The organism is Janthinobacterium leeuwenhoeki (assembly GCF_051380795.1).
In the GTDB taxonomy this organism is placed as follows: Bacteria; Pseudomonadota; Gammaproteobacteria; order Burkholderiales; family Burkholderiaceae_D; genus Janthinobacterium.
The window spans coordinates 19,472-42,311 of sequence record NZ_JBNYXT010000038.1; the positions used below are offsets into that span (position 1 = coordinate 19,472).

Below are 22,840 nucleotides of genomic sequence, written 5' to 3' on the forward strand. Positions count from 1 at the left end.
CCAGCAATAATCAACTTTATTACAGGGCAATAACAACAATGATGTCATTCAATCGTTTGACGATAGGCGCGCGCCTGAGCGCAGGCTTCGGGCTACTGGTTTTACTCATGCTGGTGCTGGCGGCTTTCGCGCTGCTGCGCATCGCCGCCATCTCCGGCGCCATGGACGCGCAGGACAAGGTACAGCAGGAAAAACTCGACCCACTGTACGTGGCGCGCGAAGCGCTGGACCAGACGGGCCTGGCCGCCCGCAACGCGTATATCTTCCATGACCAGGCCGCCGCCGAAAAAGAGCTGGCCATCCTCGACAGCCAGAAGGCGCTGTACCTGGAAGCGCTGGCCCGGCTGGCGCCGAAATTCGCCGGTGACGCGCAATTCGAGAAAGTCAGCACGGGCTTGAAAGCCATGGCGCAGGAATTGCAGCGTCCGCGCCAGTTCCGCGCCTCGGGGCAGATGGAACAGTACAGCACCTTCCTCGTCGAGGAGTGCAGCCCCCTGCGGCGCCAGATCGTCGCCGACATCGATACGGTGCTGAAAAACGTGCAGCGCGAATCGGAGCAAGCCAGCGTGGCCGCGCGCGCCATCTACGGCCAGTCGCTGCGCTGGATCGGCGTGCTGGCCGCGCTCAGCGTGCTCATTTGCATTGCGGTCGCCACCGTCATCACGCGGGGATTGCTGCGCCAGCTGGGCGGCGAACCGGCGTATGCGGCCACGATTGCCGGGCGCATCGCGATGGGCGAACTGGCCATCGATGTGCACACGCGCCTCGGCGACGACAGCAGCTTGCTGTTTGCGATCAAGACCATGCGCGACAACCTGGCCGCCATCGTCGGCAAGGTGCGCCACGGTACGGAAAGCATCGCCGTGGCCTCGACCGAGATCGCCTCGGGCAACCGCGATTTGTCGCAGCGCACGGAGCAGCAAGCCGGCTCACTTGAAGAAGTGGCGTCGTCGATGGAAGAACTGATTTCCACCGTGCGCCAGAATGCGGACAACGCCCAGCAGGCGAACCGTTTGGCGCGCGAAGCGTCGAAGGTGTCGGAGCAGGGCGGCAAGGCGGTGGCCGAAGTGGTGCACACCATGGGCCTGATCAATGCCTCGTCGAACAAGATCGTCGATATCATCGGCGTGATCGACAGCATCGCCTTCCAGACGAATATTTTGGCCTTGAACGCGGCCGTCGAAGCGGCCCGCGCCGGCGAGCAGGGACGCGGTTTTGCCGTCGTCGCCACCGAGGTGCGCAGCCTGGCGCAACGGTCCAGCGCCGCCGCGCGCGAAATCAAGGTGCTGATCGACGATTCCGTCAGCAAGGTGGGCACGGGTACCTTGCTCGTCGAGCAGGCCGGCGCCACCATGCATGACGTGGTGGCCGGCATCGGCAGGGTGACGGGCATCATGGCCGAGATCAGCCACGCCACGCAGGAGCAGGGCGCCGGCATCGAGCAAGTCAACCGCGCCATCGTCGACATGGACCACGTGACACAGCAAAACGCGGCCCTGGTCGAGCAGGCGGCGGCCGCCGCGCACGAACTGCAGCAGCAGGCGGCGCAGCTGGAACAGGAAGTGGGCATCTTCAAACTGGCCGCGCCGGGCAACGGACCGCTGCGCCTGGTGGCCTGACGCGGTACGCGCTGCACACGGCGCGCCACCAGGCATGCGCCAATAGTCATATTCCGCGCTACAATGCAAGCTGAATCACCGCCAGGATTACTCATGCAAGTGCGCAGCAGCCATGATCTATCCAGCCCGGATGGCGACAAACCGGCGCCGCCCGGGCTGCAGCTGGCCCTAGCCGGCCTGGGCTGGGGTTTACTCACTTGCATGCTGTGCTTTGCCATCCTGCTCCTCACCAAATGGCTGCTGCCGCCCGAATACTGGGGCGCGCACACGGGCCTGTCCAAGTTCAAGCGCGAAATGTCGCTGCCCCTGCTGGTGTTCTGGGTCGTCATCTATTCACCCATTCTGGAAACTTTCCTGGGACAGCTGCTGCCGCTGGAAATCCTCAGGCGCCTGGGCGCCAGCCGCCACGTGAGCATATTTATCGGCGCCATCCTGTGGGCCATCGTGCATTTCATCAGCGGTGGCTTGCTGCACGCTATCGTCGCGTTGGGGTCGGGCGCCATGTTCAGCTTTGTCTACCTGCGCTACCGCGCCCCCAGTGTGGCCGTTGCCTACGCGACAACGGCGTTTGCGCGCGCCTGCAACAATATCGCCATCCTGGTAGCCGTGTTCTACGGCCTCGACGCCTGAGCCCCATCGTTCCTGAGCAAATACGGCACCAGCGCCGCCAGCGCCATGGCCAACACCGCCAGGCCCAGCAGTAGCTGCCGGAAGGCGGCGTCATAGCTGGCGCGCAGCAGCGCTTCCTGGCCGCCCAGCAGCTGTGTCGCTTGTTGGATATCACCGAGCGCGGCGCGGCTGGCGGCGGCCAGCACGGGCAGCTCGGCGGGCAGTTGCCGCGCCAGGCCTGTGCCGATCAGGCCGGCCAGCACGGCGCCCGCCAGGGCCAGCGCCACCCCATCAGCGCTGACGCGCACGGTATTGAAAATGCCCGTCGCCATGCCAGCCCGCTGCGTTTCCACCACGCTCAGGGCCATGCCATCCATCAAGCCCCACGGCAAACCGATGCCGGCGCCGATCAGCAGCAGGGGGCCGGCCAAGGTGGCAGCGTCACCGCCGCCCAGCACCTGTGCCAGCCAGGCCAGGCCGGCCGCGGCCAGCAGCAGCCCCGTCGCGCACAGGGCGCCGGTATTGACCCAGCGCGACAGCAGCGCCGCCAGCATGGGTACGAGCAGCAGCGGCGCGGCCAGGGCGATCATCAGGCGGCCCGCCGCCAGCGCTGACATGTTGTCGATGCCGATGAAGCGCCCCGGCAGCATGACGATGAGCACGATGAACAGGAATGCGGGCGAGGCGGCCAGCACTTGCACGGCGACAAAGCTGCGCTGGCGGAACAGCGATAAATCCAGCATGGGCTGCGCCGTCCTGCGCTCGATCACGCCAAAGGCGAGGAACAGCAGCACGGATGAGGCGACGGGCAGCAGCACGGCGTTGCTGCGCCAGCCGTGCTCGGGCGCCAGCAGCATGCCCAGCGTCAACAGACCCAGCGCGGCGCTGAAGCTGATGGCGCCAGGCCAGTCCAGCCGGGCCTTGCCGCGCGCCGGATCGGCCGGCACGCTGCCCCAGACCAGCAGCATGCCGATGGCGCCCAGCGCGGCCGTGGCATAAAAGATGGCGGGCCAGCGGGCCAGTGCCAGCATGGCGCCAGCCGCCAGCGGACCGAAGGCCAGGCCCAGGCCGAAGGTCGTGCCCAGCACGCTCATCACCCGGTTGCGGGCAGCGCCGTGGAACAGGGGCGCCAGCGACGACATGGCGGCGGCGAACGCGGCCGCGCCGCCGAGGCCCTGCACGAAGCGCAGCGCGGCAATCCATGCCACCGAGGGCGCGTGGGCAATGGCCAGGGTCGCTGCGCAAAACAGCGCCAGCCCCGCCAGCCAGACGCGGCGCCGTCCCAGCAGGTCCGTCAGGCTGCCGGCCACCATCATGGCGCTGCCATAGCTGAGGATATATGCATTGATGACCCAGTTCAGGGCGGCGGCGCTGCCGTGCAGTTCGGCGCCGAGGGCGGGCAGCGCCACGGCCGGGCCCGTGAAACACAGGGGGATCAGCAAGCCCGTCAGGCAAGCGGCCAGCACTTGCAGGGGGAGTGAAAGACGTGAGGGTGAGGGCATGGGTGTCGGATATGAAAGAAAGAGGGGCGAGTATGGCGCGCCCATCATTGAAGAAAAAGGGGCTAAACTGATCAACATATCGGACAAAAATGTCGTGAATGGAGCACGGATGGATAGTTTGGGTGGTATCGCCATGTTCGTGCAGGTGGCCGACAGCGGCAGTTTTTCGGCCACGGGCCGGCTGCTGGGCCTGTCATCGTCGGCCGTCGGCAAGAGCGTGGCGCGCATGGAAGCACGGCTGGGCGCGCGCCTGTTCCAGCGCAGCACGCGGCATCTGGCGCTGACGGCGGAGGGGGAAAAATTCCTGCAGCGCTGCAAGCGCATCCTGGCCGAGGTGGAAGCGGCCGAGCGGGAGCTGGGCGAATCGGGCGGCGCGCCGAGCGGCCGGCTGCGCATCAGCCTGCCACGCTACAGCGGCCTGTTCGAGCCGGCCATCGGCGCCTTCATGCAAGCGTATCCCGCCATCGACCTCGATTTTTCCGACGCCATGGTCAATATCGTCAGCGACGGCTTTGACGCGGCCGTGCGCACTGGCGAATTGGCCGACTCGGGCTTGATGCGGCGCAAACTATGCACATTCCGCCGCCTACTGGTGGCGTCGCCCGCCTACCTGGCGCGCCATGGCCGGCCGGTCGATGGCGCCGCTCTGCTGCGGCACGCGCGCCTGGATTACCGTTTTCCCGCCACGGGCCGGCTGGAACAGTGGCCGCTGATGGACGATTCTGTCCAGCCGGCGCCCGGCATGGTCTGCAACAGCCTGGAAATGCGCGTCTTCCTGGCCGTGCAGGGGCAGGGCATCGCCTACCTGCCCGCATTTGCCGTGCAGCGCGAGCTGGCGGCAGGGCAACTGGTCTCGCTGCTGGACGAGCATACGCAGGCGCGCACGGCATTCTGGCTGCTGTGGCCCGCCAGCCGCCACCTGCCGCCGCGCCTGCGCGTGTTCATTGATTTCCTGCTGGAACAATTGCATGATCAAACGTTTGGAGCGCAGCCCTGACGGCCCGTTCTGGTCTGGCTGCATTGATAGACATGAAAAAGATCGACATCGACGAGATCAGGCGGGCGTATGCGGGCTAGTGCGGCCCGCCGGGCGGGGAAAAGCGGCCGCACGCCAGCGGTGCGCCCTGTCCAAGAGGGCCGGCATTTGCTATAGTCCCAGCCATCTTTCCAACGCCACCTGACCCTGCCATGACCTCAAGCACCATCACGCCCCGCACCTTCGGCACGCCCCTGTCTTCCACCGCCATCAAAGTCATGCTGCTGGGTTCCGGCGAACTGGGCAAGGAAGTGATTATTTCGCTGCAGCGCCTGGGCGTGGAAGTGATTGCCGTTGACCGCTATCCGAACGCGCCAGGCCATCCGGTGGCGCACCGCTCGCACGTGATCGACATGAGCGACGGCGTGGCGCTGGCCGCCCTGATAGCCCTGGAAAAGCCGGATTTGATCGTGCCGGAAATCGAAGCCATCGCCACCGACACCCTGGCGGCGCTGGAAGCGGCCGGGCAAATCACGTGTATTCCGAACGCGCGCGCGGCCGTGCTGACGATGAACCGCGAAGGCATCCGCACCCTGGCGGCCGAAACGCTCGGCGTGGCGACGTCGCCATACCGCTTCGCCAGCAGCTTGCAGGAGTTGCAGGCCGCTTGCCAGGAAATCGGCTTTCCATGCGTGGTGAAACCCGTGATGTCGTCGTCGGGCAAGGGCCAGTCCAAACTGGATGGCGCCGCTGATGTGGACACGGCGTGGGCATATGCAGCCAGCGGCAGCCGGGTCGACACGGGCCGGGTCATCGTCGAGGGGTTCATCGACTTCGATTATGAAATCACGCTGCTGACGGTGCGTGCCGTTGGCGCGTCGGGACAGATCGAGACGCAGTTTTGCGAGCCAATCGGCCACTTGCAGGTGCAGGGTGACTACGTGGAATCGTGGCAGCCGGCCCGCATGGCGCCGCTGGCCCTGGAACGTTCGCGCGAGATCGCCCGCAAGGTGACGGACAACCTGGGCGGCCTGGGCCTGTTCGGCGTGGAGCTGTTCGTCAAGGACGACATGGTGTGGTTCTCGGAAGTGAGCCCCCGTCCGCACGACACGGGCATGGTCACCATGGCCAGCCAGGTGCAGAGCGAATTCGAGCTGCACGCGAAAGCCATCCTCGGCCTGCCCGTCAACGTGGCGTTGCGCTCGCCCGGCGCCTCGGCCGTCATCTATGGCCAGTTGGAAGCGAAAGGCATCGCCTTCGAAGGCGTGGCCGACGCCCTGAGCGTGCCGGGCGCGGACTTGCGCCTGTTCGGCAAGCCGGAATCGTTCGCCCGCCGCCGCATGGGCGTGGCGATGGCCACGGCCGACGATATCGACACGGCCCGCGCGCGCGCCGTGCTGGCCGCGTCGAAAGTCAAGCCGGTGGCGAGGTAATGGCTGGCCTGCCGCAGGCCGACGCCGGCGGCGACGACATCAAGCGCAAGCTGCGCGGCCACATCGCGCGGCGCAACCTGGCCGGCGCCGCCAACGACTGCAAGTGGAACGAACTGCTGGCCTTCATGCGCGGGCAGACTGAATGGCGGCCGTCGTACCGCTACGGCTCCGTCAGCGGCTATGTCTCGCGCTGGGATACGGAATGGGATTACCACTTGCCGTTCCCGTTCATCGGCGTGGAATGGTTCGACATCGGCCTGACCTCGGAAGAACACGTGGCCATGCTGCTGCCGAAAAAAATCATCGACCACGGCGTGTGGATCGTGCCGCAGCTGGAACGCATCGGCTTCGATTTCGAGGTGCGCGACCGGGTGGCGCGCATCTGGGGCTATTTGCCCCGTTCCTACGACGACTTTCCTCCCGCCGACTAATTCACAGAGTATTCTCATGCCTGAAAACGCTATCCCCCAAGTACCGCAACCGGACGACGCCGTCGTCGGCAAGGAAGCGGGCGCGCTGATGCTGGCCACGGCCTGCGCCGCGCGCGACGCTTTTTATGCCACCCTGGGCACCATGGACGCCGACGTGCTGGCGCCGCTGGTCAATCCCGCCTTCATGGGTGGCCCGCGCTGGCCATCGTTGCGCCAGGCCTGGAGGGTGATCCGCCGCAATGATGCCATTCTCATCGCCAGCGATGGTTTGAGCGATCCGTTCGAGGATGACGACGACGTGTTTGTCCCGCGCGGCCACTTGCTGGAAGTGTGCATCGAGGCGCCGCTGTCCGCCTTCGACGGCCAGGAAGTGGCGCATTCCTGGCTCTTCGACCTGATCTACCAGGTCGGCCAGAACGTGGCAGACCACGGCTCCATCGATTTGCTGGTGCAGCGCCACGGCAGCGTGTCGATGGTGCTGGATGTGCAGCATGCGCCGGAGGGGCTGGAAGACGAAAACGAACAGGTGGGCGTGCTGTTGGTCCAGGGGGCAAGCACCATCCCGCCATCCTTCGCCACGCCGTATGGCGAGGTGCTGCTGCTGACCCTCACCGTGCTGCAGCCAGCCGAACTGGCGCACATCAGCGTAGCCGAAGACAAAGTGCAATCGCGCCGCGACCTGGCCGCCGCGCTGGCCGCATCGCCGACGGGGCATTTGAGCGTGGCCAGGCGGCCGGCTGTCATTCCCCGCTAGGCGGTTCGACTGGCGGCACGGCCGGTTCTTGCGGTGCTTCCTTTGCTTCCATGATGGCCGGCGGCGGTTCTCTCCACTTGCCCGCCGCCTTCAGCTTGTTCTTCAGCCCCGGCAAAGGAAAACCCAGCGCATAGGCTTTTTGCGCATGCGCGCTGGCTTTGTCGTATTCCTTCTTTTTCACATACATCAGGCCCAGGTTGTACTGAATGGTGGCCTGCTCGGGCGCCAGGCGGCTGGCAGAGTCCAGCTGCTCCAGCGCCATCGCGTCCTGGCCCGTCGCCAGCAGGTAGTTGCCATACACCATGCGCGCCGTCACGTCGTGCGGTGCGAAGGCGATCGCCCGTTCGAAGTAGCAGCTGACCGTGTAGCGGGCGCCATGCGGCTGGGCGCTTTTCAGGCGCAAGCCGAGTTTCGCCATCGACGCGAGCGCCCGGTGGTGGTTCGGGAAGTGCTCCAATGTGTAGCTGATGTCGCCCCCCAGGCTGCCCGTCATGCCTTGCGTGAGCGTTTCCACCGCGCGCGAGAAATGGAATTTCTCGACCACGGACAGGCCGGATCGGTCTTCCGCGCTGGTGTAGTCGCCGCCCGTGGTGCCCTTGATGTAGGGCGGGCATACGGCGCTGGCGCTGGCGCAGCAGGCGGCGAGGGCGCAGGCAAACAAGGCATGCTTCATGGTGGGCTCCTGTGGCTGACCTGGTGCAGCAAATCGGCCAGGGCCTTGCTGCGGGCTTGCCGCGATTGCAGGGCGATGGCGGCGGGGCTGGCCAGCGGCGCGCGGCCCTGGCGCGCCAGTTCCAGAAAGCGCAGCAGGGCGCGCGCGCAATCGCTGCTGGACGCCAGCTGGCCGATGGTGTCGATGCCGCAGTGGCACAGCTTGGCCGCGCTGTCGCCCGCCAGGTCGGTCAGCGCGAGGATGGGCCGGCGGCAGCGCAGGTATTCATACAGCTTGGCGGGAATCTGCGCGTTGCAGTTGGCCGCCTGCAGCAGCAGCAAGCCGTCGGCGGCCAGCATTTCCTGCAGCGCCGCGCCATGCGGCTGGAACGGTTCCAGGCTGACCAGATCCTGGACGCCGTATTTCGCCAGCAATCCCGCCAGCCACGCATCGTGGCCCGTGGCGCGCAGCACCAGCTGAAAATTGCGCGCATGCAGCACGCCGTCGTGGCGCAGCCGCGCCAGGGCCTCGAACAGCGCTTGCGGATCGCGCTCCGACGGGTAGATCACGCCGCTGTGCAGCAGCAGGAAGCGGCTGCGCTGGCCGCCCGGCCCGTCCGGCGGCGCGGCGCCCCCGTCATCGATATCGTCATGGCCATTTTCGATCAGGCAGAAGCGTTCGCGCCCCACCTGCGCCAGGCGCCGCTGGTGCGCCGCGATGGCGCCCGGCGTAGTGCAGACGATGGCCGCGCTGCGCGCCGCGATGCGCTGCTCGATCCACGCATGCATGCGGTGCAGGCGCGGCTCGGGCGGATACGGCGCCAGTGGGTCACTGTCGTCGAGCATGGGGTCGCGCTGGTCGGCGATCCACGGCAGGCCGCTGCATTTTTGCAAGGTCAGTGCGATCAGGTGCGCCGTGGCGATCGGATACGTCGACCAGATGGCGTCGGGGCGATACTCGCGGATCATGCGCAGGCCGGCTGGCACGGCGCTCAGCCACCAGGAACTCCAGCGGTCAGGCAGCGCCAGGCAGCGCGGATAGCGCCCGGCGATGGCAAGGTGGCGCGCCGCGTCCAGCGCCAGGGTGCGCCGCACGGTGGTTTGGGCGTCGATCCGCGCCAGCTGCGTATCGCCCCGCTGCGCATACGCGATGGGCGCGGGACTGAGCACCAGCGGCTGCCAGCCGCAGTCGGGCAAATGACGGGCAAAGCCCAGGGTGCGCAGGATGCCGCTGCCGCCAGCCAGCGGCGGAAAATGGTAGGCCACCATCAGCACCCGTTTTGGTCGGGCCGCGTTCGGTCGGGCCGCGTTCGGCGAGGTCTTTACCATGACCGCAGCCAGCGCGCGCACAGCTGTTCCACTTCGGCGCGCCAGGCGGCGCTGGCGAAGGTGTGGTTGGCGCCATCGACCTGGGCCTGCGTCCATTGCGCGCGCGCGGCCACGGCGCGCCAGGCTGCATCGCCGTCAAACAGCGCTTGCCATTCGCGTGCACCGAGGTCGTCGCCGCTGAGGATCAGCAGCACCTTGCCCTGGAATTGCGCCAGCGCCCGCAGCAGGGCCGGCGCGGGCGTGTCGTCTTCCTGCGTTGCCCCTTTCTGCGTGGCGGTCACCACCTGCCGCAGTGAGGCCAGGCTGGTGCCCAGCTGCAGTCCGCCGCTGGTCAGCTTGCGCCAGAAAGCGCCTTGCAGCAGGCGTGGCAGATAATAATGGCGCAAGGTGGCGCGCGCCAGGCCGGCGCTGCTGCGCACCCACGGGTTGAGCAAGATCAGCGCATTGACGCGCGCGTCGCTTGGCGCATGGCAGGCGGCGGCCGTGGCACCGTCGCACAAACCCCACAGCGCCACTTCGCGCAAGGATGGCACGGCGTCGAAGAATTGCGCCAGCGCGCCGGCGATGTCGGGACCGGCGGCGCGGTAGTCGCGCGCGCTGCCCTCGCTGTCGCCCATGCCGCGCAAGTCGAAACGCAGCACGGGCCAGCCTTGCGCGGCCAGGGCGCGCGCCAGCAAGACGAACTGGCGGTGGCTGCCCACCCGATACTGCGGCCCGCCCGTGACGATCAAGACGCCGCGCGGGCTTGGCACGTCGGGCAGGCTGAGGATGCCTGCCAGGCGCGCCTGCGCCTCGTCGTCTTCCGCTGCGCTGCGAAAGCGCAGGGCCAGCTCGCGCACGCTGCGCCCTGCGAGGTGCTGCTGACTGCTGTCGCGCTTCATGGCGGCGCCCTTTCCTCGGCTAGCCAGTCGCGGCACAGCGCGCGCGTGGCGTCCAGCAATTGCGGACACGCCAGCAGCTCGCCGCTATGCCAGAACGGGCCATCGCCGAAGCTGGCCACGTGCACGGCGGCGCCCTGGTCGCGCCATTGCCGCGCCAGCGGCGGCAACGGTGTGCAGGCGTGCTCCGGCGCCTGGTAATCGAGCCAATACACAGGCACCGCCGGCGGCAGCGTGGAGGCGCTGACGCCATCGATGGCGTGCGCCAGCTCGGGCGCCAGCAGGTAGCCGGCCACTTCCACAGGTTCACCCTGCACCAGTGCGGCGCGCGCATGGCCGGGGACTTCCCGCGTGCCGCCGGCCAGCATGCCGCTTGCCAGGCGCAGGCGCAGGAAGCGGTCGATCACGCGCCGGCCATCGAGTTCCGGTTGCCATAGCAGCAAACGCGCCAGCGGCAGCGGCGCGCGGCTGGCGAAATCGAGGGCCAGCAGGGCGCCCAGGCGCAAGCCCCACACGGTCAAGGGGCCGTCGACGCGCTGCGCCAGCCAGGCACAAGCCAGGTGCAGGTCGTTGTGCCAGATGTCCCAACGCGCCTCGGCAAAGTCCCCGCTGCTGTCGCCGCAGCCAAACAGGTCGATCTGCAGCACGCTGTAGCCCAAGGCAGCAAAGGCGCGCGCCTGCGCGGCGGCCACGTGGCGGCTCTTGTTCAGTTCCTCGGCAAAGGGATGCACGTAGAGGATGCCGCCGCGCGCAGCCTGGCCCGGCGGCGGCAGGTGCAGCAGGCAATAGCGCTGGCCGCCGCTGGCGGGCAGGAAGAAGGGCAGCAGCGGCAGCGCGTCGATGGCGGCGCGGCTCATGGTCGCAGCTTTGCAAACACGAAATCGTGCAGGGTGCCCACGGTGGCGAAGTGGCGTGCGTGGATGTCGTCGTCGGCGACCATGATGCCGAAATGGTCTTCCAGCGCGGCGATCACGCCGATCACGGCCATCGAGTCGAGTTCCGGCACGCTGCCCAGCAGCGGCGTGTGGGCTTCCAGCACGCGCCCGTTCAAGCCCAGGGTGGTGTCGAGGATGTGCTTTACTGCTTCAAGATGCGGCATGTCAGCTCCAGGGAAGGGTAGTGCGGCAGGCGGCTGGTGTCGAAGTCCAGGCAGGGAATATCGTCGGGGCGGCGCGACAGGTGCAGATATGGCGGCAGGCTGGCGGCCATCCATTGCCAGCGGCCGCAGCGAAGAAAGGTGGCCGTGCCCAGCGCGTGCGTGCCCAGGCGCGCATGGGCGCCCAGCGAGGCGCGGTTGAAACGCGAAATGCGGCTGCACGACCAGCGCACGCCCTGCGCGTACAGCACGGCGTTGGCTTCTTCCCACAGACGGGCGAAGACCAGGCCGCCGCGCTGGTCGGGATGCACCCACACGTCCAGGTCCCACGACGATTGCTTCGACGCCAGCGCATAGCGGGCGCGCACCTCGTCTTCCTGGCAGCCATGGCGCAGCAGCCAGATCCAGCCAAGCATGCCTGACTTGTTCCGCGCCACCAGGCATTGCGCGCCTTGCCGGTAGCGTTCGCGCAGCGCACCGGGCCGGCGCTCGGGACCGGGCGGCAAGTCCGCTTCCGCCAGGCAGGGCGTGACGGCAATCGACTGGCCGCGCCCGCGGCACAGCGAACCGGGCGCCACGGCTTGCGCGACGAATTGATAACGATATAGCGCGCAGCGCCCGCCCGGCATCATCGCCAGCAGGCGCGCCAGGGCCAGCCAGGCGCTGTCGCACCAGCCCAGCTGGCGAAGGCTGGCGGCAAGCCGTTGCAGCAGGGGAAATTGCGGGGACAGGGCCATGGCGGTAACGGATGGGGCGGCTATGCAGCCAACGCTGTCCATTAGAGCGCAGCGGCCAGCGGCGGTCTTGCGCCGGCTCAAGCTGTGTTGCTGAAACCGTTAATTGATCAAAATCAAGACCGCTGTGGCCGTTTGTCTGAATCATAGGGGAATGCATGGCAATCATGGCAACCCGGGGGCGAAACGATGGCGACACTGATACACGATCTGATCTTCGACACGGCGCAGCGCGCGCCCCATGCGCCGGCCCTGTCGTGGCAGGGCGAGGAAGTCAGCTATGCCGCACTGGCGCAATCCGTGCGCGAGGCAGCCGCCACCTTGCTGACGCTCGGCTTGCAGCGTGGCGCGCGCGTGGCCGTGTACCTGGAAAAACGCCCGGAAAACGTCAGCGCCATGTTCGGTGCGGCGGCGGCCGGCGGCGTGTTCGTGCCCGTCAATCCGCTGCTCAAGCCGGACCAGGTGGCGTATATCCTGGCCGATTGCAACGTGGACATCCTCGTCACGTCGCGCGAACGCCTGGCGCAGCTGGGTCCGGCGCTGGCCGCCTGCCCGGACTTGCGGACGGTGCTACTGACGGGTGTAGGGGAGACGGAATCGCACTTGGGCAAGGTACGGCTGCTGGCGTGGAACGCTGTGCTTGACGCCGGCGCGCCCGCGCCCGTACCGCTGGGGCACGCGGCGATCGACGCCGACATGGCCGCCATTTTATATACCTCGGGCAGCACGGGGCGGCCGAAAGGTGTTGTCTTGTCGCACCGCAACATGCTGGCCGGCGCGCTCAGCGTGTCGGGCTATTTGCGCAACACGCCGCAAGACCGCATTTTGTGCGTCTTGCCGCTCAGCTTTGATTACGGCTTGAGCCAGCTGACGACGGCGTTTGCCAGCGGCGCCTGCGCCGTGCTGATGAATTATCTGCTGCTGCGCGATATCGTCGAAGCCGTGGAACAGGAAGCCATCACGGGCCTGGCTGCCGTGCCGCCCCTGTGGGTGCAGTTGTCGCAGCTGAGCTGGCCCCTGTCCACGCCTTTGCGCTACATCACCAATTCGGGCGGCGTGATGCAGCGCTCCACGCTGGACAAGCTGCGCCAGGCGCTGCCGCACACGCAGGTCTACCTGATGTATGGCTTGACGGAAGCGTTCCGCTCCACCTATTTGGCGCCGGAACAGCTGGAACAGCGTCCTGATTCCATCGGGCAAGCGATCCCCAACGCGGAAGTGCTGGTGCTGCGTCCCGACGGCAGCGTGTGCGAGGCCGACGAGCCGGGCGAGCTGGTGCACCGTGGCGCGCTGGTGGCGCTCGGTTACTGGAACGATGCGGCGCGCACGGCCGAGCGCTTCAAGCCGCTGCCGCCGCAGGCCAGCGGCCTGGTGCTGCCGGAACTGGCCGTCTGGTCGGGCGACACGGTGCGCCGCGATGCGGATGGCTATCTGTATTTCGTGGGGCGCGGCGACGACATGATCAAGACGTCCGGCTACCGGGTCAGCCCGGCCGAGATCGAGGAAGTCGCGTATGCGAGCGGGCTGGTGGGCGATGCCGCCGCGCTGGGCTTGCCCCATGCCGTGCTGGGCCAGGCCATCGCCTTGCTCGTCACGCCCGCGCCGGGCGTCGAATTGCTGCGCGACAGTGTGCTGGCCGCCTGCCGCGCCCGCTTGCCCAGCTATATGGTGCCGCAGTGGGTGGAAATCCGCGACGGCGTGCTGCCGCGCAATCCGAACGGCAAGATCGACCGGCCCTTGCTGGCCAGGGAACTGGCGCGCGCGTATGCGGTCCAATCAGGAGATGCCGCATGAAGGACTTGATTCGCTCGAACAGTACGGATTTACCGTCGCACGCACCTCTGCGCCAGTTTGGCGTAGACGGCGACATGCTGCAGATCGGCGGCCTGCCCTTGCGCCGGCTGGCCCAGAGGGTGGGCAGCACGCCGTTTTACGCGTATGAACGGGCGCACATCACGCGCCGCATGGCCGAACTGCGCGCCGCCTTGCCCTCTGGCGTGCACGTGCATTACGCCATGAAGGCCAACCCCATGCCGGCCGTGGTGCAGTGGCTGGCGGGGTGGGTCGATGGCATCGACGTGGCCTCGGGCGGTGAACTGGCCACGGCGCTCGATACGCCCATGCCGGCCGAGCACATCAGTTTTGCGGGTCCGGGCAAGAGCGATGCGGAACTGGCGCGGGCCGTGGCCGCTGGCGTGCTGATCAATGTGGAATCGGGCGCCCAGCTGGAACGGCTGGCGCTGGCCAGCGAGCGGCTGGGCATGACGGCCCGGGTGGCCGTGCGCGTGAATCCCGATTTCGCCTTGCGCCGCACGGGCATGCGCATGGGCGGCGGGGCGCAGCCGTTTGGCGTCGATGCGGCCCTGGTGCCGGCGCTGCTGGGCCGCATCGGCCAGCTGGGGCAAGATTTTCACGGCTTTCACCTGTATGCGGGCTCGCAAAGCCTGTCGGCGACGGCCCTGGCCGAAGCGCAGGCCCTGAGCGTGCAGCTGGCCCTGCAACTGGCCGACAGCGCACCATCGCCCTTGCGCACCTTGAACATCGGCGGCGGCTTTGGCGTGCCGTATTTTCCCGGCGACCAGGCACTCGAGCTGGCGCCCGTGGCGGACGGCTTGCAGCACCAGCTCGATATTCTGGCCCAGGCAGCGCCCGGCACGCGCCTGAACCTGGAACTGGGCCGTTATCTGGTGGCCGAGGCGGGTATCTATGTGTGCAAGGTGCTCGAGCGCAAAGTGTCGCATGGACAGGTATTTTTAGTGACGGATGGCGGCTTGCACCATCATTTGGCGGCATCCGGCAATTTCGGCCAGCTGATCCGCAAGAATTACCCGGTCGCCATCGGCAACCGGCTGCAGGGCGGGGCGCGCGAAGTGGCGTCCGTCGTGGGGCCGCTTTGCACGCCGCTGGACTTGCTGGCCGACCAGATGGAAATGGCGCGCGCCGAAGAGGGCGATCTGGTGGTGGTGTTCCAGTCGGGCGCATATGGCTTGACGGCCAGCCCGACGGCCTTTCTCGGCCATCCGCTGCCGGCCGAGGTACTCGTATGAGCGGCCTGTGCGGTTGGCTGGCGGCGGCGAGCGCGGCTGATACTGGCGGCGCGGCATCCGATGGCGCAGTCCAGGCCGCGCTGGCAAGCATGGCCGCGCCCCTGTCGCGTTTCGATGGCGCGCCCATGGCCGCCAGTTTGAGCGACGCGGGCGGCGTGGCCGTGGCCGCCATCGACGGCAGCCGCCATGTGTATCAGCAAGATGGCTTGCAAGTGGCCATCTGGGGGCGGCCCGAGCTCGACGGCTCGACGGACGATGTGGCGTGCCGCCTCGCTGCCCTGTGGCTGAGCCGGGGCGTGGCCGCCTGCGCCAGCCTGTCGGGGCCATTTGCTCTGGCCATCCTCGACGCTTTTTCCGGTTCGGCCCTGCTGGCCGTGGACCGCGCCGGCATGCATCCCCTCAGCTATGCGGGCAATGCGCAAGGTCTGTTCTTTGCCTCCTCGCACGACGCCTTGCTGGCCCATCCGTCCGTGCGGGGCGCGCTCGATCCGCAAGCGTTATATCACTACCTGTTCTTCCACATGGTGCCCGGCCCGGCCACGGCCTATTTGGGCCAGCAGCGCTTGCTGCCCGGCGAATACCTGCATGTGCGGGGTGGCAAGCAATGCAAGGGCAGCTACTGGCAACTGGTCTTCCAGGAGCCGGTAGCGGCGCACACACGGGCGACCTTTGCCAGCAACAAGCAGGAATTCTTGCGCCTGCTGCGCCAGGCCGTGGAAAGCAGCCTGGGGGCGGATGGGACGGACACGGGCGCGTTTCTCAGCGGCGGCACGGACAGTTCCACCCTGGCCGCCATCATGGGACAAGTGACAGGCCGGCCCGCGCGCACGTACTCCATCGGCTTTGACTCTCCCGGCTACGATGAAATGGCGTATGCGCGCCTGGCCGCCAGCCATGCGGGCAGTATCCACCACGCACGCTACGTGACGCCAGACGACGTGCTGGCCGCGATTCCCGCCATGGCGGCCATTTTCGACCAGCCTTTCGGCAATGCCTCGGCCATTCCCGCATACTATTGCGCCCAGATGGCGCGCGAGGATGGTGTGAAGCGCCTGCTGGGCGGTGACGGCGGCGATGAATTGTTTGGCGGCAATGAGCGCTATGCGCACCAGGCCCTGCTGTCGCAGTACGCGCGCTTGCCCGTCATCTTGCGTCAGGCCATCATCGAGCCGCTGCTGTTCCGTGAACGGACGGGCAAGCCTTGGCGGCTGGGCGACAAGGCGCGCCGCTACATCGAGCAGGCGAGCCTGCCGCTGCCGGCCCGCCTCGACAGCTACAACCTGCTGCTGCGCCATGGCCACCGCACGGTGCTGGAAGCGGGTTTCATCGATACCATAACCCCGGGCATGGCGCCTGGCTGCGTGACTGGCGCGTATTGGGAACGCCAAGGCCTGGGCTTGAGCCAGATCAATGAGTTGCTGGCGCTGGACATGCGCTTTACCCTGGCCGACAACGACCTGTTCAAGGTGCGCAAGGCCTGCGAGCTGGCGGGCGTGGAAGCGGCGTTTCCCTTCCTGCACGATGCGATGGTGGCGTTTGCGTCGCGCCTGTCGCCGTGCGACAAGCTCGACGGCAGGCAGCTGCGGCCTTTTTTCAAGCGGGCGCTGGCGGACATCCTGCCACCGGCCATCGTGCGCAAGAAAAAGCACGGCTTCGGCTTGCCCTTCGGCCTGTGGCTGCACAGCCACAGGCCGCTGCGCGACTTCGCCTTCGACAACCTGGCGCAGCTGCGCGGGCGCGGCATCGTGCGGCCCGCCTTCATCGACGATCTGCAAGGGCGCTTGCTGGCGCAGCATCCGGCCTATCACGGCACCATGGTGTGGCTGCTGCTGATGCTGGAACAGTGGCTCAGCCAGCATCCGGGCGCGCTGGGTGCGCTTGCCGGCGGTTTTGCCGCAAGCGCCACAGAAACGCCAGGCGTCCTCTATCCCACGGCGTAAAGCGGGGCAGCTGCAGCAGGTCGAGTCCCGCGCCGGGGCGCGCCACGCCCCAGTCCGTCGCCACGGCCGCCTTGAAACCCAGGCTGTTGACCATCGCCACGTGCGGCGCGCCATAGTCGCGCCCGGCCTTGCCGTTTGGATACGCAAACAGGGTGACGGGCGCCTGGATCAAACTTTCCAGCTGGCGCTTGCCGTTGGCGATGTCCAGCCGCGCGACATGGTCCGGCAAGGTGGATAAAATCGGATGGCTGGCCGTGTGCGCGCCCAGCCCCATGCCGGCTGCATGTAACTGGCGTAATTGCGCCGTGCTCAGCATGGCTGGCGGGCCCGCCGTGGCACCCGCCTGGCGGCGGATGTGCATGGCCAGCTGCTGGCGCCGGTCGAACGGCAGGTATTTGAGCTGGCCCAGCAAGGTGGCGATGGCCGCCTGCCGCTGCGCCAGGCTGGCGACGGGGAACGTCCCCAGGCCGTGTACACGCAAGTCCAGCACGGCACCGGACGCCTGGCGTACGGCCTCGATCAGCGTGTCGTTCCACATCTGGCCGCCGTCCAGGTAGCCCGTGGCGATAAAAAACGTCGCATGCAAGCCGTGGCGCAGCAGCAGCGGCAGGGCGACTTGCGCATTGTCCGCATAGCCGTCGTCGAAGGTGATGCAGGCAGCGCGCGGCGCCAAGTTGCCATCTTGCAGCCGCTGCACGGCATCGCTGAGCGGCAGCGGCGTATAGAAGCGCTGTAAAAGACGCAGCTGGCGCTCGAACAGCACGGCATCGACTTCGCCGGGAAACAGCGGATCGGGCCGCGCCAGCACGCGGTGGTAAATCAGAATCGACAAGGTGGCCGTCATGACTGCTCCGCGATGGCGGCCCCGGGCCTGGCCTGGCGGGCGGTGGGGGACGTGGCTTGTTGCTCGACGACAATGCGCGTGGCGATCAGGGCGGCCATCAGGTAATACGGCATGTCGAAATACAGCAGGCTGAGGAAGGCACCACCCACGGCAAAGCCGATCAGGCTGGCCTGGCTCATGGTGGCCAGGCCGTGCGCCCAGCGCAGTTCCGGCTTGCCCCGCGTGCGGAGGATGATGGCGGCCGCCGTGTGCCAGGTAGCGATGCCCAGCGCCAGGTAAAGCAGCAAGCCGACAAAGCCGTGTTCGCCCAGCGCCTGGAAATAGACGCTGTGCGCCGCGTGCACGTCCATGGGATTGGGGGCATAGCGGGCAAAGATGGCGACGTCGGAAACGTCGAAGCCGCCGCCGGGAAAACGGTCGCGCGCCAGATTCCACGCCATGCGCCAGGCATTCAGGCGGCCCATGGCGGAGACATCTTCCTGATACGTATTGATGGTGTCCATGCGTTCGGCCCAGCGCTCGGGCATGAAGGCCAGCAACAGCGGCGCGACCGCACCGAGCAGCGCGCCCAGCACCAGCTTGCGGTCGCTTTTCAGCCACATGAACAGGCCCATGGCGGCGATGGCCAGCAGGCCGCCGCGCGAATACGAGCCCAGCGCAGCGAGGGCCGACAGCAGCATGGCTGCCGTCAAGCCATGGCGCAACCAGCGCTTGGCCGTGTTTTGCTGCAGATAATACATGAGGGGAATGGTGATGATCAGGGCCAGGGCCAGCGCATTGTTATCCCCGATAAAGGTTTCTTCCGGCCCCCAGACCCGCTCCGTGCCGCCGCTGCGGAGGGTGAAGATGCCGCCTTTCACGCCGTAATAGCCAATCGAGCCCACCAGCACCCACACGAGGCGCACGATGTCGCGCCGCGTGCGTATCACCATCATGATGACAAAACTCATCAGCATGATCTTCATGACCTTGTTCCACTGCACCCAGGACGCTTCCGGCAGCAGGGCGAACGGGGCCGTGACATTCATCCACCCGACAAACAGCAGCAGCAGCACGCTGACTGGCGTGAGCGGCAAGCTTTTCGGCTCGCGCGTCATGAGCAGGCTGAGCATGGTGGCGATGGCGATGATGAAGGCGAACGGCAAGTGGGTGGCAAAGCCCCAGGCTTGCGTGTGCGGGTTCATCACGCTGACCCAAACCCACATCAGGCCGCCGATGGCCGGCGACTTCAGGATGAAGGGCAGCGAACCGAGGATGACGATGGTAATCAGTATGTCGCGCATGAAGGGGGATGCTCCTGGTTTTGCCCGCATGCTCTTGATGCCGGTCAACGGGCTGGCGGGCAGGCTCAGTACACTGGCTGAATAGCGTTTCAAGTGCATAGTTTTGTCATGGTAAGACCAAGGAGGCATGTCCTTGTTGACCGTTCTCATGGCGACCTACAATGGCGCCGGCACCTTGCCCCAGGTATTGCGCGCCTATATGGGCTTGCTGCCACCCGTGGGCGGCTGGCGCCTGGTCATCGCCGACAATGGCAGCACCGACGCCACGGCCCAGGTGATCGCCGCCTTCCGTGGCCGCTTGCCCTTGAGCTCGGTGTACGTGGCGCGGCGCGGCCGCAGTCCCGCCCTGAACGGGGCCGTCGAGCACGCCTTGCGCCAGGGTGGCGATGGCAGCGAGCTGTTCGTATTTGGCGATGACGACGCCATGCCCGCGCCCGACTGGCTGTGCCGCTTGCAGGACAGCGCGCGCGCCCACCCCGGCTACGCCCTGTTCGGCGGCGCCATCGTGCCCGCCTGGCGCGAGCCACCGGCAGATTGGCTGCTGCGCCTGACGCCCGTTGGCTTGACGTGGGGCATCACCAGCCCGGATTTGCGCGACGCCCCCATCTATCCGGGCCTGGTGTGGGGCGCCAACATGGCGATACGCCGCCGCATCTTCGAGGCGGGCGCCCGCTATGACGAAAGCATCGGCCCGCAAGGGGCCAGTTACGCCATGGGCAGCGAAACCCGGCTCAATCTGGAGATGCATGCGGCCGGTAACCCTTCCTGGTTCTGTCCGCAGGCCAGAGTGGCGCACATCATCCGCGCCCCACAAGTGCAGCGCGCCTGGATACTGCGGCGCGCCATGCTGTTTGGCCGGGGCCAATGCCGGCTGGCGACCTTTGCGCCCAGCGTGGAGTTGTTGGGCGTGCCGCGCTGGATGCTGGGCAGATACGTGCGCGAGTCCCTCGGCGCCGTGCGCGCCTGGCTGCGGCGCGACCATGCCGACCTGTTCCTGCGCCAGTGGGAACGGGCCTGGCTGCGCGGTTTCTTTCATGAAGCGTGGCGTGGACGCCGAAAGCGGCTGCCGCGCATCGTCATCAGCAGTTATTCGGGCGAGCTGGGCGGCATGGAGCTGCGCATGGCGCAAGAGGCGAAAATGCTGGGCGCGGGCGGCTATGACAGCGTGCTGGCCCTGCGGCGCTTTCCCGGTTTTACTGCCTGGGCGCAAGACTTGCGCGCAAGGCAGATGCAAGTGCATGTGTATGAACCGCCGCTGTTTCTCGAACACTGGGCCTGGCGCCGCTGGAACTGGCTGCGCGCCAGAGTCACCGGCGCGTGGCGGTTGCGGCGGCTGCGGCCAGATCTCGTCCACGTGGCCTTTTGCTGGACCAGTTATGGCGCGTCCATCCTGTGGCTGGCGCGGCAATGCCGTTTGCCGGCCGTGATCAGCGTGCACAATGCCTTTCCTCTGGAGCCGTTCAGCGACTGGCAGCGGCCCCGGCTGCAGGAAGCGTTTCGCGCCGTCAAAGGCGTGTATGCCGTGTCGGCCTCGTCCATGCGGCATTTCCTCGAGCTGTACCGCGACATGCTGCCGCCCGCCACGCGGCTGGCCGTCATTCCCAATGGCGTCGATACGGACACGTTTATCGTCTCGCCAGACCGCCGGGCGCAGGCGCGCAAGCAATTGGGGCTGCCACCGGACTCTCTGGTGCTCGGTTGCGTGGCGCGGCTCTCCGCGCAAAAGCGCCCGCAAGCGCTGCTGGCCCTGTTTGCCTGTCTGGCCGCGCAGTTTCCCAGCCTATATTTAGTGCTGGTGGGCACGGGACCGCTGGAAGCCATGCTGCGGCTGCAGGCGCAACAATCGGGGCTGGAGCAACGCGTGGTGTTTGCGGGGTTCCAGCAGCGCGTCGAACTGCTGATGCCGGCCTTCGACCTGCATGTGCTGCTGAGTAAAAACGAAGGTTTCGGCATTGCCACCATCGAAGCCATGGCTTGCGGCGTGCCGGCCGTGGGGACGGATGTGCCGGGCACCCACGATATCTTGCGCGATAGCGCAGGCGGTCTGCTGCTGCCGCTGGACGATGAACCCGCCGCCTGCGCGGCCGTGGCGCAGCTGCTGATGGACGCGCCCCGGCGCGCGCGCATGGGGCGGCTGGCCCGCGAAGAAACCGTGCAGCGCTATTCGATGCCGCGCCTGGAACGCCAGCTGCGCGCCTTTTACGCCGGCCTGGTGTAGGTGCGGGTGGCCCGCATGAATGCCACGCGCCATTCGTTTTTCTTTTCGTTTGCCGAAAAATACACGGTGCTGCTGCTGGGCATCATCGCCACCATGGTGCTGTCGCGCCTGCTGACGCCGGCCGAAGTGGGCGTGTATTCGCTGGGCGCCGTGCTGGTGGCGCTGGCGCAAGTGGTGCGCGATTTTGGCGTGGGGCAATACCTGATCCAGGAAAAGCAGCTCGATACGGTGAAATTGCGCGCCGCGCTGGCCACCAGCGTGCTCGTCGCCTGGCTGCTGGCGGGCCTGGTGCTGCTGGCCAGTGGGCCGCTGGCGAATTTCTATGGAGAACCCCGGCTGACCCTGGTGCTGCGCCTGCTGGCCATCAATTTCCTATTGATTCCGTTCAGCGCGCTCACCTTGCCGATGCTGCGCCGGCAACTGCGCTTTCGCGCCATCTACGCCATCAACGCAGCCAATAGCGTCGTCAACCTGCTGGTGGCCGTGCTGCTGGCGCTGCAGGGCTACAGTTATATGAGCATGGTGTGGGCGGCGCTGGCCGGTTCCTGCGCCTCGCTGGCAGTCAGCCTGCTGCTGCGGCCCCGCGAGCTGCCGTGGCTGCCGGGATGGCGCGGCATGGGCGATATCGCCCGCTTTGGCGCGTATGCGACGGGGGGCGGCCTGGTCGACGAGGCGGGCGTGGCGGCGCCGGACCTCATCATCGGCAAGTTGATCGGCATTGAGAGCCTGGCCCTGTTCGGCAAGGTGCAAAGCGTGCTCAATATCTTCAATCAAGCTATCACCAGCGCGATTTCTCCCGTGGTGTTTCCCCTGTTCGCGGCCCGTGCGCGCGAAGGTGGGGGGCAGGGTGGCCAGGGCGCGGAAGGCGTGTATTTGCGCACGATCAGCGACATGACGGCGCTGGCGTGGCCGTTTTTTCTCTTCCTCGCCTGCATGGCTTTGCCCCTGGTCAAGGTGTTGTATGGCACGCAATGGCTAGCCTGTGTGCCCTTGATCCGCATCATGTGCCTGTCCTCGGCCGTGTATAGCATGTTCAGCATGGCCCGCTATCTGTTCGTGGCGACGGGGCAGTTGCGGGCGCAGGTGCGGCTCGATGCCTGCGCTGGTGGTATCAAAGTGGCGCTGCTGCTGGCGGCGGCGCCGTTCGGCCTGGTGGCCGTGGCCTGGGCCGTGGTGCTCAGCAATGTGCTGCGCAGCTGGCTGGTGTATGGCTGCCTGCGGCGCTTGAGCGCGCTGGACTGGCGCACCCTGGCGCGGGCATTGCGCAAGAGTCTGCTGCTGTGCGGCGTCAGCGGCGTCGCGCCCATCGCTTCGCTGCTGTGGTTGCCAACGGAAACTCCGGCGCTGCTGGCGCTGACGGGCACGGCGCTGGCCACCTTGCTGTGCTGGCTGGCCGGCCTCTTCCTGTTGAAGCATGCGCTGGCCGCCGAGTTTCTGTTGTTGCAACGCAAGCTGGCTGGCCGTTGGCAGGCAGTCAAATGCACGAAAGGATGAGC

At 67.0% G+C, this 22,840-nt stretch carries 20 protein-coding genes; 11 read left to right on the top strand and 9 right to left on the bottom strand.

Annotated elements, in window-relative coordinates; translation table 11 throughout:
- The first annotated feature begins 38 nt into the window (after nucleotides 1-38).
- Together ACQ4WS_RS22040 and ACQ4WS_RS22045 are read left to right on the top strand one after the other, a co-directional pair.
- Complete coding sequence (locus ACQ4WS_RS22040; RefSeq protein WP_436479151.1) at nucleotides 39-1,619, top strand: methyl-accepting chemotaxis protein; 1,581 nt, start codon at nucleotides 39-41, stop codon at nucleotides 1,617-1,619.
- A 93-nt stretch (nucleotides 1,620-1,712) separates the two neighbouring features.
- Nucleotides 1,713-2,249, top strand: coding sequence for a hypothetical protein (locus ACQ4WS_RS22045; protein WP_436479152.1), 537 nt, complete (start codon nucleotides 1,713-1,715; stop codon nucleotides 2,247-2,249).
- On the opposite strand, the gene ACQ4WS_RS22050 is transcribed toward ACQ4WS_RS22045, so the two are convergent.
- The gene (locus ACQ4WS_RS22050) at nucleotides 2,231-3,730 is read right to left on the bottom strand and encodes an MFS transporter (RefSeq protein WP_436479153.1); all 1,500 of its coding nucleotides are present in this window, start codon (nucleotides 3,728-3,730) and stop codon (nucleotides 2,231-2,233) included. The two genes, ACQ4WS_RS22045 and ACQ4WS_RS22050, sit on opposite strands and share 19 nt — an antisense overlap.
- 109 nt (nucleotides 3,731-3,839) lie before the next feature.
- On the opposite strand from ACQ4WS_RS22050, the gene ACQ4WS_RS22055 reads away from it, so the two are divergent.
- From ACQ4WS_RS22055 to ACQ4WS_RS22070, 4 genes are all read left to right on the top strand, one after another.
- Entirely contained in the window at nucleotides 3,840-4,727 is an 888-nt protein-coding gene (locus ACQ4WS_RS22055) for a LysR family transcriptional regulator (protein ID WP_436479154.1), read from the top strand.
- Between the two features lie 191 nt (nucleotides 4,728-4,918).
- The gene (gene purT / locus ACQ4WS_RS22060; RefSeq protein ID WP_436479155.1) at nucleotides 4,919-6,139 is read left to right on the top strand and encodes a formate-dependent phosphoribosylglycinamide formyltransferase; all 1,221 of its coding nucleotides are present in this window, start codon (nucleotides 4,919-4,921) and stop codon (nucleotides 6,137-6,139) included.
- The gene (locus tag ACQ4WS_RS22065) at nucleotides 6,139-6,570 is read left to right on the top strand and encodes a DUF6678 family protein (RefSeq protein ID WP_436479156.1); all 432 of its coding nucleotides are present in this window, start codon (nucleotides 6,139-6,141) and stop codon (nucleotides 6,568-6,570) included. Before purT ends, ACQ4WS_RS22065 begins: the two co-directional genes overlap by 1 nt.
- A gap of 16 nt (nucleotides 6,571-6,586) precedes the next feature.
- A complete protein-coding gene (locus tag ACQ4WS_RS22070; RefSeq protein WP_436479157.1) occupies nucleotides 6,587-7,324 on the top strand; it encodes a hypothetical protein in 738 nt (245 codons plus the stop codon).
- On the opposite strand, the gene ACQ4WS_RS22075 is transcribed toward ACQ4WS_RS22070, so the two are convergent.
- Genes ACQ4WS_RS22075 through ACQ4WS_RS22100 form a run of 6 tightly spaced genes read right to left on the bottom strand, consistent with a single transcriptional unit; the run spans nucleotide 7,311 to nucleotide 12,015 of the window.
- On the bottom strand, nucleotides 7,311-7,997 hold the full coding sequence (locus ACQ4WS_RS22075; RefSeq protein WP_436479158.1) for an ABC transporter permease: 687 nt from the start codon (nucleotides 7,995-7,997) through the stop codon (nucleotides 7,311-7,313). The two genes, ACQ4WS_RS22070 and ACQ4WS_RS22075, sit on opposite strands and share 14 nt — an antisense overlap.
- A complete protein-coding gene (locus ACQ4WS_RS22080) occupies nucleotides 7,994-9,304 on the bottom strand; it encodes a glycosyltransferase (protein ID WP_436479159.1) in 1,311 nt (436 codons plus the stop codon). The genes ACQ4WS_RS22075 and ACQ4WS_RS22080 overlap by 4 nt, the downstream gene beginning before the upstream one ends.
- Nucleotides 9,298-10,185, bottom strand: coding sequence for a hydrolase 1, exosortase A system-associated (locus ACQ4WS_RS22085; RefSeq protein WP_436479160.1), 888 nt, complete (start codon nucleotides 10,183-10,185; stop codon nucleotides 9,298-9,300). Before ACQ4WS_RS22085 ends, ACQ4WS_RS22080 begins: the two co-directional genes overlap by 7 nt.
- A complete protein-coding gene (locus ACQ4WS_RS22090) occupies nucleotides 10,182-11,039 on the bottom strand; it encodes a hydrolase 2, exosortase A system-associated (protein WP_436479161.1) in 858 nt (285 codons plus the stop codon). The genes ACQ4WS_RS22085 and ACQ4WS_RS22090 overlap by 4 nt, the downstream gene beginning before the upstream one ends.
- Nucleotides 11,036-11,281 (bottom strand): acyl carrier protein, encoded by a 246-nt coding sequence (locus ACQ4WS_RS22095; protein WP_070301769.1) that lies wholly within the window; start codon nucleotides 11,279-11,281, stop codon nucleotides 11,036-11,038. The genes ACQ4WS_RS22090 and ACQ4WS_RS22095 overlap by 4 nt, the downstream gene beginning before the upstream one ends.
- Entirely contained in the window at nucleotides 11,260-12,015 is a 756-nt protein-coding gene (locus tag ACQ4WS_RS22100) for a GNAT family N-acetyltransferase (protein WP_436479162.1), read from the bottom strand. Before ACQ4WS_RS22100 ends, ACQ4WS_RS22095 begins: the two co-directional genes overlap by 22 nt.
- A gap of 186 nt (nucleotides 12,016-12,201) precedes the next feature.
- Here ACQ4WS_RS22100 and ACQ4WS_RS22105 point away from each other — a divergent pair, with 186 nt between their 5' ends.
- Genes ACQ4WS_RS22105 through ACQ4WS_RS22115 form a run of 3 tightly spaced genes read left to right on the top strand, consistent with a single transcriptional unit; the run spans nucleotide 12,202 to nucleotide 16,999 of the window.
- Nucleotides 12,202-13,806: an acyl-CoA ligase (AMP-forming), exosortase A system-associated gene (locus tag ACQ4WS_RS22105; RefSeq protein ID WP_436479163.1), complete on the top strand. Its 1,605-nt coding sequence runs from the start codon at nucleotides 12,202-12,204 to the stop codon at nucleotides 13,804-13,806.
- Nucleotides 13,803-15,059 carry a pyridoxal-dependent decarboxylase, exosortase A system-associated gene (locus ACQ4WS_RS22110; RefSeq protein ID WP_436479164.1) on the top strand — a complete coding sequence of 419 codons (1,257 nt, stop codon included), beginning with the start codon at nucleotides 13,803-13,805 and terminating at the stop codon, nucleotides 15,057-15,059. Before ACQ4WS_RS22105 ends, ACQ4WS_RS22110 begins: the two co-directional genes overlap by 4 nt.
- On the top strand, nucleotides 15,056-16,999 hold the full coding sequence (locus ACQ4WS_RS22115; protein WP_436479165.1) for an asparagine synthetase B family protein: 1,944 nt from the start codon (nucleotides 15,056-15,058) through the stop codon (nucleotides 16,997-16,999). The genes ACQ4WS_RS22110 and ACQ4WS_RS22115 overlap by 4 nt, the downstream gene beginning before the upstream one ends.
- On the opposite strand, the gene ACQ4WS_RS22120 is transcribed toward ACQ4WS_RS22115, so the two are convergent.
- The gene (locus ACQ4WS_RS22120; protein ID WP_436479166.1) at nucleotides 16,908-17,843 is read right to left on the bottom strand and encodes a polysaccharide deacetylase family protein; all 936 of its coding nucleotides are present in this window, start codon (nucleotides 17,841-17,843) and stop codon (nucleotides 16,908-16,910) included. The two genes, ACQ4WS_RS22115 and ACQ4WS_RS22120, sit on opposite strands and share 92 nt — an antisense overlap.
- Nucleotides 17,840-19,126 carry a putative O-glycosylation ligase, exosortase A system-associated gene (locus ACQ4WS_RS22125; RefSeq protein ID WP_436479167.1) on the bottom strand — a complete coding sequence of 429 codons (1,287 nt, stop codon included), beginning with the start codon at nucleotides 19,124-19,126 and terminating at the stop codon, nucleotides 17,840-17,842. Before ACQ4WS_RS22125 ends, ACQ4WS_RS22120 begins: the two co-directional genes overlap by 4 nt.
- A gap of 133 nt (nucleotides 19,127-19,259) precedes the next feature.
- Here ACQ4WS_RS22125 and ACQ4WS_RS22130 point away from each other — a divergent pair, with 133 nt between their 5' ends.
- Entirely contained in the window at nucleotides 19,260-21,344 is a 2,085-nt protein-coding gene (locus ACQ4WS_RS22130; RefSeq protein WP_436479168.1) for a glycosyltransferase, read from the top strand.
- A 15-nt stretch (nucleotides 21,345-21,359) separates the two neighbouring features.
- Entirely contained in the window at nucleotides 21,360-22,838 is a 1,479-nt protein-coding gene (locus ACQ4WS_RS22135) for a lipopolysaccharide biosynthesis protein (RefSeq protein ID WP_436479169.1), read from the top strand.
- The last annotated feature ends 2 nt before the right edge of the window (nucleotides 22,839-22,840 follow it).